This window comes from Luteibacter sp. P4_D7_3, assembly GCF_056401735.1.
Genome location: NZ_JBFUIT010000186.1, coordinates 1 through 7,939 on the forward strand (window position 1 = coordinate 1; position 7,939 = coordinate 7,939).

Consider the following 7,939-nt stretch of genomic DNA (forward strand, 5'->3'; position numbering starts at 1 on the left):
ACCTTGCCGACCCCACTGTCGGCGCGGTGGGTGGTGAATTGCACATGGAGAACGTGCGTACGGGGTTCGCCCAGGGCGTCGATTTCTACTGGCGCTACGAGAAAGGCATCCGTCATGCGGAGAGCCGCTCCGGGTCCACCATCGGCGTCAGCGGGGCGCTCTACGCGATGCGCCGCTCCCTGTTCCAACCGATCCCCCCAGGTACCGTCCTCGACGATGTACTTGTCCCGATGCGCGTGGCCGCCCAGGGCATGCGCGTGGTCTTCGAACCGCGCGCCATGGCCTGGGACCAGCCCTCCCAGGTGCCCGAAGACGAACGCCGCCGCAAGATCCGCACGCTGGCGGGCAACTACCAGTTGATCCAGCTCGCACCCTGGCTGCTCCTGCCTTGGCGCAATCCACTTTGGCTGCGTTTTGTCAGTCACAAGCTGCTCCGGCTGCTCGCGCCCTGGCTCATCCTCACACTCACTGTGAGTACCGGGGCGTTGTTCACCCGGCACCCGATGTATGCCTTCGCCTTCTGCTGTCTCGTCGCCGGTGCGCTGATGGTCGGCCTCGCACGCCTGCGCCCCGCACTCGGCCGCCTGCTTCCCCTGCGAATCGCCGTGGCGTTCTTCTACCTCAACCTCTTCGCGGCGCAGGCCTTGCTGGCCTTCGCACGCAATCGAAGGCTGCACTTATGGTGATCGATATGAACGGTGGCGCTCCAGGCATCCGTGGCCGTCTCGGTGAACTCTGCTATTCCAGCGGCCTGCTRCATTCGCTGCAGCGGGTGCGTGCCTGGTGGCAGCGTGACCTGCGCATCCTCGCCTATCACCGCATCATGCCGCTGCCCGATCCGGATACTTACGAATTCGACCTCGAACTGATCAGCACGCCACCGGACCAGTTCCGCGAGCAGATGCTACGCCTGCGCAAGTACTTCCGGCCCATGCGCCTGACGGACATCGTCGCGGCGCTGGATGCCGGCGAAGCACTGCCGCCGGACACGGTCGCCGTGACCTTCGACGACGGCTACGACGACAACTATCGCATTGCCGCGCCGATCCTCGACGAGCTGGGCGTGCCGGCCACCTTCTTCCTCTCCACCGGACATATCGACAGCGGCAAGCCGTATGCCTACGACTGGCTGGTCCATATGATCCTGACCACCAGTGCACCTCGCCTCGTGCTCCCGGATCTGCAGATCGACGTTCCGCTTCCGCCCGACCGCGCTTCACGGCGACGCATCGCCGGCAGCATCCTGCTGAAGATGAAATGGCTGGATGCACTGGGCCAGACCGCCATGACCGACCGCCTCGAGTCCGAGTGGAACATGCCCTCGGCCCACGCCCGGCCGGTGGACTGTCGCCCCATGACCTGGAACCAGGTGCGCGAGATGGAAGCGGCCGGCCTCGAGTTCGGCTCCCACGGTGTGCACCATCGCATGCTCGCCCGGTTACCACCGGACGAGATGGAGCGCGAGATTCGCGAGTCGAAAGCCACGCTCGACCGCGAGCTTCGCAACCCGTCGATCCTCATGTCCTACCCCGTCGGTGGCGACCGTGCATACAACGACGCGGTGATCGCGGCGACCCGCAACGCGGGGTTCAAGCTGGCATGCAGCTACATCTGCGGGACCAATGCCGAGCCCTCCGAGAATCGCTACTCCCTCTACCGCCTTCCGGTCGAAAGCAACATGGGCCCGGGCTGGTTCGCCGCCATGCTCGCCCTGCCGCAGCTGATGAGCTACCCCACGCCGGCGCATGAGGCGAATGGCCCCAAGGAACAGGCATGTTCCCTCTGATCCTCCTCTACGTGGTACTCACGATCATCCGGCCGCAGGACTACCTGCCCGGGCTGGAGAACGTGCCCGTTCTTCCCGTCGTGCTTTTGCTCGCCTTTGCGTCATGGCTGTTCTCGAACACCAAGACGTTCGCCGCGCCGCAGTTCCTCATTCTTCCCGCCTTCCTGCTCATCCTGATGATCTCCGAGGTCACCAACGGCTGGACCGGCGGCGCGATCGATGAACTCGCGCGCTTCGGTCCGGTCGTGATTGCCTTCTTCATCTTCGGCGCAGCCTGTAACACGCAAAAGCGCGTCCGCGTTGCCATGGGCGTATTCGTCACCTGTGCCGCCGTGCTCGCCCTACACGGCGTCGAACAGTCGCGACTGGGTACGGGCTGGACCGGCATCCCACTGAGCGAAGGTGGACGCATCCAGTACGTCGGCATCTTCAACGACCCGAACGACCTCGGCCTGCTGTTCGCCGCCTGCCTGCCCATGTCGGTCTTTCTCGGCCGTCGCGGCACCGGGATGATGCGCCCCGTTTGGCTGGGAAGCGCCATGCTCCTGCTTTACGGCATCGTCCTGACCAACTCGCGCGGCGCCCTGCTCGCCGTGCTCATCATCGCCGGCTGCTACGTCTGGTATCGCAAGGGTATCGTGGTGGCGGGCATCCTCGGCGTGGTCGGCCTGACCGCCATGAAGCTTGTCTCCTCGCGCATGGACGAGCTCGACGCGGGTGAGGAATCCGCGGCCGGGCGTGTCGATGCCTGGTACGCCGGCCTCGAGATGTTCCGCGACAACCCCGCTTTCGGCGTGGGCGCCGGCAACTTCACCGAATACAACGAGCTCACCGCGCACAACTCGTTCGTGCTGGTCCTGGCCGAAACCGGCTTCGTCGGATTCGTGCTCTGGCTCGCTTTCGTCGGCTACGGCTTCTGGATGATGCTCACCATCCTCCGCCACGTGCGCGTCCCCGGCACAGACCCCAGGGTCGAAGCGGAGTGGGTGATGGAAAAGCAGATCGCACTCACCCTGCTGCTTTCGCTGTGCGGCCTGTTCGCCGCCGCCTTCTTCCTCAGCCGCAGCTATATGGTGGTGCTGTACCTGATCGCCGCCATGGTCGCGGGCCACTACATCGGCGCACGCAAGCGCTGGCCGGAACTGCCCTTCTTTCGTCTCTCCGACGGTGGATGGCGCTGGGTACCCGCCGCCGCAGGTAGCGTCGCCGCCCTCTTCGTTCTCGTCGCCGTGCTGCTGAGAACCGTATGAGCTTCTACGAATCCGCCCTGCGTAACGTCATCTGGCCCGCCTACGAAGGCGGCCTGCGTCGACGTGGCACGCCGCGACATATGCGACGTTACGAGAGCGACCAGTGGCTCAGCCGCGAAGCGATCGAAGCGCTGCAGTTCGAGCGCCTGCAGGCGTTGCTCGACTGGTGCTACCGCGAGGTACCGTTTTACCGCGAGCACTGGACGGCGCTGTGCATCGTACCGCGTGACATCCGGAGCATGGCTGACTTCGCGCAGTTGCCGGTGCTGACGAAAGCCGACATCCGCAACCATGCCGACGACCTGAAAGCTTCTTCGCTGAAAGCCGGCCTCGGCTACAAGGCCACCGGCGGATCGACCGGCGAACCGCTGCGCTTTGGCTTCACCCGCGAGAGCAACGACCGCCGCGTCGCCGTGATGTGGCGTGGCTATCGATGGGCGGGTTCACGCATGGGTCGACGCACACTCTTTCTCTGGGGCGGGCCCGTAGGTAACCCCAGCGCGAGTCATCAGCTGAAGGACCGCCTCTACAACACCGTGTTCGCACGGAAGCTGCTCGACAGCTTCCGCATGAGCGAATCGAACCTCGCCGACTATGCCGACGCGATCGACGCCTACCGTCCCGAAGTCATCGTCGGTTATGTCGGCCCGCTGGTGCGGCTCGCCGAGTGGCTGCTGGCGAACAACCGCCGCGTGGCTTCCCCCGCGTCGATCATCGGTGCGGCAGAGGCCCTGCATCCGTTCCAGCGGGAGATCATCGAGCGCGCCTTCGGCGCGCCGGCCTTCAATACCTATGGCTGCCGCGAGTTCATGCTGATCGCTTCAGAGTGCGAGCACCGCGACGGCCTGCACGTCAACGCGGACCATCTCGTGGTCGAGACACTGGATGCCTATGGCAAGCCGACAACGACGGGCAGCGGCGAGATCGCCATCACCGACCTCTACAACTACGGCATGCCATTCATTCGCTACGTCAATGGCGACATGGCCACCCACGCCGACGGCAAACCCTGCGCCTGCGGTCGCGGCCTGCCCAGGCTGGCATCGGTGGACGGACGCAAGCTCGACGCCATTCGTACACCCGCGGGCCACGTCCTGCCGGGAGAATTCTTCCCGCACATGCTCAAGGACGTGCCGGGCCTGACACGCTTTCAGCTGGTACAGCGCCGCCTCGACCGGCTCGACCTGTCGATCGTGCGTGGCGATGCATTCAACGATGAATCGCTCGATTACATCCGCCATGAAGTGGCCAAGGTGCTCGGTGAGAGCGCCGAGCTGCACTGCCACTTCGTCGACGATATCCCGCTGACCCGCAGTGGCAAGCTGCGCGTCACCGTCTCGGAGCTGACTGAGTGAACATCACCCACTTCGTCGAGAACCTCAATCGCGGCGGCCTGGAGCGGATGGTGCTCGATCTGGTCACGGAACAACGGCGCCTCGGCCACAAGGTGCAGGTGGTCTGCCTGTTCGAGCGCGGCTCGCTCGCCGGCGAACTGGATGGCCTCGGCATCCCGGTGCACGCCTGCCACAAACAGCCCGGCTTCGACCTTCGCGCCGTTGGCCGCGCCCGCGCTCACATTGCCGCGCACCACACCGAAGTGCTGCATACACACAATGCGGTGGCGCACTACCAGGCCGTGCTCGCCTCGGCCGGCATGGGCATCCGCCAGGTGGTCAATACACGTCACGGCATGGGCGGACAGCAGAAACCCAGTCGCCGCGAATGGCTGTTCCGTCGCGCCATGAAGGCGACCGATGCCGTGGTGGCCGTCTGCGAGGCCGCGCGCCGCGATGCGGTGCACCGCGGCATCGTACCGGCGGCGAAGGCTTGCGTGGTACCCAACGGTATCGTGCTTGGCGGCTTCGATCTGGCCTCGGACACGATGCACGAGCGGCTCACACGCATGCTCAACATCCCCACGGGCACGCGCATCATCGGCACGGTGGGCCGGCTCAACTGGGCCAAGGACCAGGCCAGCCTCATCCGCGCCTTCCGTGAGGTGCACCAGAGCCGCCCGGATACCGCCCTCGTCCTGGTCGGCGATGGCGAGCTGCGCGAGACCCTGCGTGCCTGCGCCTTCGATGAGGGCGTGGCCGGCGCCGTGCATTTCCTCGGCGACCGCAACGACGTACGCCAGTTGCTGCAGGGTTTCGACCTGTTCGTACTCTCGTCGATCACGGAGGGCTACTCGATGGCCCTGCTCGAGGCCTGCGCGACCGGCCTGCCGATCATCGCCACGGACGTCGGTGGCAATGCAGAGATCGTTCGCGACGACGCCACCGGACGACTGGTCCCCGCGGCCGATGCACCCGCCCTGGCCAGCGGCATTCTCGGCCTGCTCCACGAATCCCAGCGCGCCGCGTCGTTCGGCCGTGCGGCGCGTCAGTGGGTGGAAACCCATGGCTCGCTCGAAGCCATGGCGACGCGGTATGGAAAGCTCTACTTTGGCGACATGGAGGCGGTCTCATGAAGATCCTGGTCCTGACCAACCTGTTCCCCACGCCGTGGGATCCGCGCCGTGGCACCTTCAATCGCCAGCAGTTCCAGCGGCTGGCCGAGCGCCACGAGGTGGATGTCCTCACTGCCGTCGATTTCCGTGAACGCATGGCCGGCGCCCAGGGCACCGTGAACGTCCCGGGCGTCAAGCGCGACCATTTCACGTTCTATCACCCGCCGGGCATTGGCCGCTTCCTCAACGCTTTCTGCTTCTTCGCCAGCGTGATGTGGCAGCGCGGCCGCGAACTGCGCGCCGCGCGCTACGACGTACTGCTGGCCAGCTGGGCGTTTCCCGATGCGGTTGCCGGTGCCTGGGTAGCGCGACTGCTAGGCATACCCTATGTGGTCAAGGTGCATGGCAGCGATCTCAACGTGCAGGCCGAAGCCCGCCTGCGCCGCCCGCAAATTCGTGCGGCCCTGCGCGGTGCAGGCGCCGTGGTGGCGGTAAGCAAGGCCCTCGCGCGCAAGGCCGTCGAGCTGGGTGCGCCCGCGGAAGCCGTCGAAGCGATTTACAACGGTGTCGATACCCGCGTATTCAACCGCGGCGATCGCACCGCGGCGCGCCAACGGCTAGGCCTTCCGGCCGAAGTGCCCATCGTGCTCTACGCAGGTAACCTCAAAGCCACCAAGGGCTGTCACGACCTTATCGAAGCGTTCCCCATGCTGGTTAAGCGCCATCACGATGCACGTCTGATCTATGTTGGCGACGGCGCCTCACGAGCGAACCTCGAGGACCGCGCCGCCTCGCTCTGCTGTGCGCCGGCCGTGCGTTTCGAAGCCGCCGTGGACCACGCCGCGCTGGCCGACTGGTTTCGCGCCGCCGACGTGCTCTGCCTGCCGAGCCACAACGAGGGCGTACCGAACGTCGTGCTCGAGGCCATGGCCTGCGGCACACCGGTAGTGGCGACCGCCGTCGGTGGCATTCCGGAAGTGCTGCCGGAGACGGCGGGCATCCTCGTACCGGTCCATCAGCCCCATGAACTGGGCACGGCCCTGGTCGAAGTCTTCGAACGTCATTTCGATCCCGCCGTGATCGCCGCGCATGCGGCTACCTTCCGTTGGGACGAGAACATCGATCGCCTGGAGCACACGCTCCATCGCGTAGCCGCCGGCGAACCGGCACATCTTGGCGCCAACGCATGAACTGGAAACTGAAAAAACACGACTTGCTCGGCTTGTTGCCGGAGGCGCTCGTGCTGACGCGCACGCGCGACCATGACCTGCGTTATCTCAGTTTCGACGACGGTCCGGACCCTCAGCACACGCCCAGGCTTCTGGACACGCTGGCACGACACAACGTGAAGGCGAGTTTTTTCCTGGTCGGCGAGAAGATCGAGCAGTACCCGGAGATCGTCCAGCGTATCGTGGCGGACGGCCACATGATCGGCAATCACTCCTACAGCCATTGGTCCTTCACCAACATGGATCTGCGCAAGCAGCTCGACGAGGTGTACCGGACCGACGCGCTGTTGCGCCTGTTCGACAACCGGCCGCACCACCGGATGCGCCCCCCGCATGGATACGTCGGGGCAAAGCTTCTCCTGCATTTCGCGCGCCGCAAGCGCAGCTTCATTTACTGGTCGTACGACAGCCTCGACTACCAGGACCGCCCGATCGAAGCGCTCATCTCGCGCCTGCGCGACGACCCGCCCGCCGCTGGCGACATCGTGCTCATGCACGATGACAGCGACAAGGCCGCCGAGGCGCTCGACGTCATGCTGCCGGAATGGCTCGGCCAGGGCATTCGCTTCGGCGCCCTGCCCGGCAACGCCCCTTGAATATCCTCTACCACCACCGGACGCGCGGACGCCACGTCGAGGGCGTGCATATCCGCGGGATCGTGCACGCGCTCCGCGATCTGGGGCATGACGTATCGGTCATGTCGTTCCCCGGTGCCGATCCGGAACGTGAGGCGCCCGAGGCTGCCACCGGCGGACGCGGCCGTCTCGCAGGCCTGGTCACGAAGCTGCCAGGCGTGGTCTTCGAGATGTTCGAACTGCTCTACAACCTCGTCACGCTGGCCCGCATGCGCCGCGCATGGCGCACGCACCCGCCGAAGCTGATCTACGAGCGTTACTCGCTATTCCTCTTCGCGACGATTTGGCTGGCCCGTCGTCGCGGCATCCCGCTGGTGCTGGAAATCAACGATTCCGCCCTGGTCGATCGCGTGCGACCGCTGACCATGAAGGGTCTGGCGCGACGCATCGAAGGCTGGTGCCTGCGCCACGCCACCGGACTGGTCTTTATCTCCACCTACTTCCGCGACGCGGCCATCGCGGCCTACGGCGACATCGCGCCGTCGGTGATCTCACCAAACGCCGTCGACCTGTCTCGTTTCGATCCCGCGCGCTTCGACCGCGAGACGTTGCGCCACGAACGCGGGCTGAGCGGCCGCACCGTGTGCGGG

Annotated in this window: 8 protein-coding genes; all 8 read left to right on the top strand. The window is 65.6% G+C overall.

What is annotated here, in order from left to right:
• Positions 1-686, top strand: a 686-nt coding sequence (locus AC1DSN_RS14970) for a glycosyltransferase family 2 protein (RefSeq protein ID WP_477331401.1), incomplete at its 5' end; no start/stop codon positions are given.
• Complete coding sequence (locus AC1DSN_RS14975; RefSeq protein ID WP_477296257.1) at positions 680-1,786, top strand: polysaccharide deacetylase family protein; 1,107 nt, start codon at positions 680-682, stop codon at positions 1,784-1,786. The genes AC1DSN_RS14970 and AC1DSN_RS14975, both read left to right, overlap by 7 nt.
• The gene (locus AC1DSN_RS14980) at positions 1,774-3,036 is read left to right on the top strand and encodes an O-antigen ligase family protein (RefSeq protein WP_477296258.1); all 1,263 of its coding nucleotides are present in this window, start codon (positions 1,774-1,776) and stop codon (positions 3,034-3,036) included. The genes AC1DSN_RS14975 and AC1DSN_RS14980 overlap by 13 nt, the downstream gene beginning before the upstream one ends.
• Positions 3,033-4,391, top strand: coding sequence for a phenylacetate--CoA ligase family protein (locus tag AC1DSN_RS14985; protein ID WP_477331403.1), 1,359 nt, complete (start codon positions 3,033-3,035; stop codon positions 4,389-4,391). The genes AC1DSN_RS14980 and AC1DSN_RS14985 overlap by 4 nt, the downstream gene beginning before the upstream one ends.
• The gene (locus tag AC1DSN_RS14990) at positions 4,388-5,506 is read left to right on the top strand and encodes a glycosyltransferase (RefSeq protein ID WP_477331405.1); all 1,119 of its coding nucleotides are present in this window, start codon (positions 4,388-4,390) and stop codon (positions 5,504-5,506) included. The genes AC1DSN_RS14985 and AC1DSN_RS14990 overlap by 4 nt, the downstream gene beginning before the upstream one ends.
• The gene (locus tag AC1DSN_RS14995; protein ID WP_213947646.1) at positions 5,503-6,675 is read left to right on the top strand and encodes a glycosyltransferase family 4 protein; all 1,173 of its coding nucleotides are present in this window, start codon (positions 5,503-5,505) and stop codon (positions 6,673-6,675) included. The genes AC1DSN_RS14990 and AC1DSN_RS14995 overlap by 4 nt, the downstream gene beginning before the upstream one ends.
• Positions 6,672-7,310: a polysaccharide deacetylase family protein gene (locus AC1DSN_RS15000; RefSeq protein WP_063573659.1), complete on the top strand. Its 639-nt coding sequence runs from the start codon at positions 6,672-6,674 to the stop codon at positions 7,308-7,310. The genes AC1DSN_RS14995 and AC1DSN_RS15000 overlap by 4 nt, the downstream gene beginning before the upstream one ends.
• Positions 7,307-7,939 (top strand): glycosyltransferase (locus tag AC1DSN_RS15005; RefSeq protein WP_477331407.1); only part of this gene is annotated, 633 nt, incomplete at its 3' end. The genes AC1DSN_RS15000 and AC1DSN_RS15005, both read left to right, overlap by 4 nt.

Bases quoted from the DNA above. Each gene is read 5' to 3' on its own strand.
- AC1DSN_RS14985 (WP_477331403.1), top strand. From the start codon at position 3,033: ATGAGCTTCTACGAATCCGCCCTGCGTAACGTCATCTGGCCCGCCTAC.
- AC1DSN_RS14980 (WP_477296258.1), top strand. From the start codon at position 1,774: ATGTTCCCTCTGATCCTCCTCTACGTGGTACTCACGATCATCCGGCCG.
- AC1DSN_RS14995 (WP_213947646.1), top strand. From the start codon at position 5,503: ATGAAGATCCTGGTCCTGACCAACCTGTTCCCCACGCCGTGGGATCCG.
- AC1DSN_RS15000 (WP_063573659.1), top strand. From the start codon at position 6,672: ATGAACTGGAAACTGAAAAAACACGACTTGCTCGGCTTGTTGCCGGAG.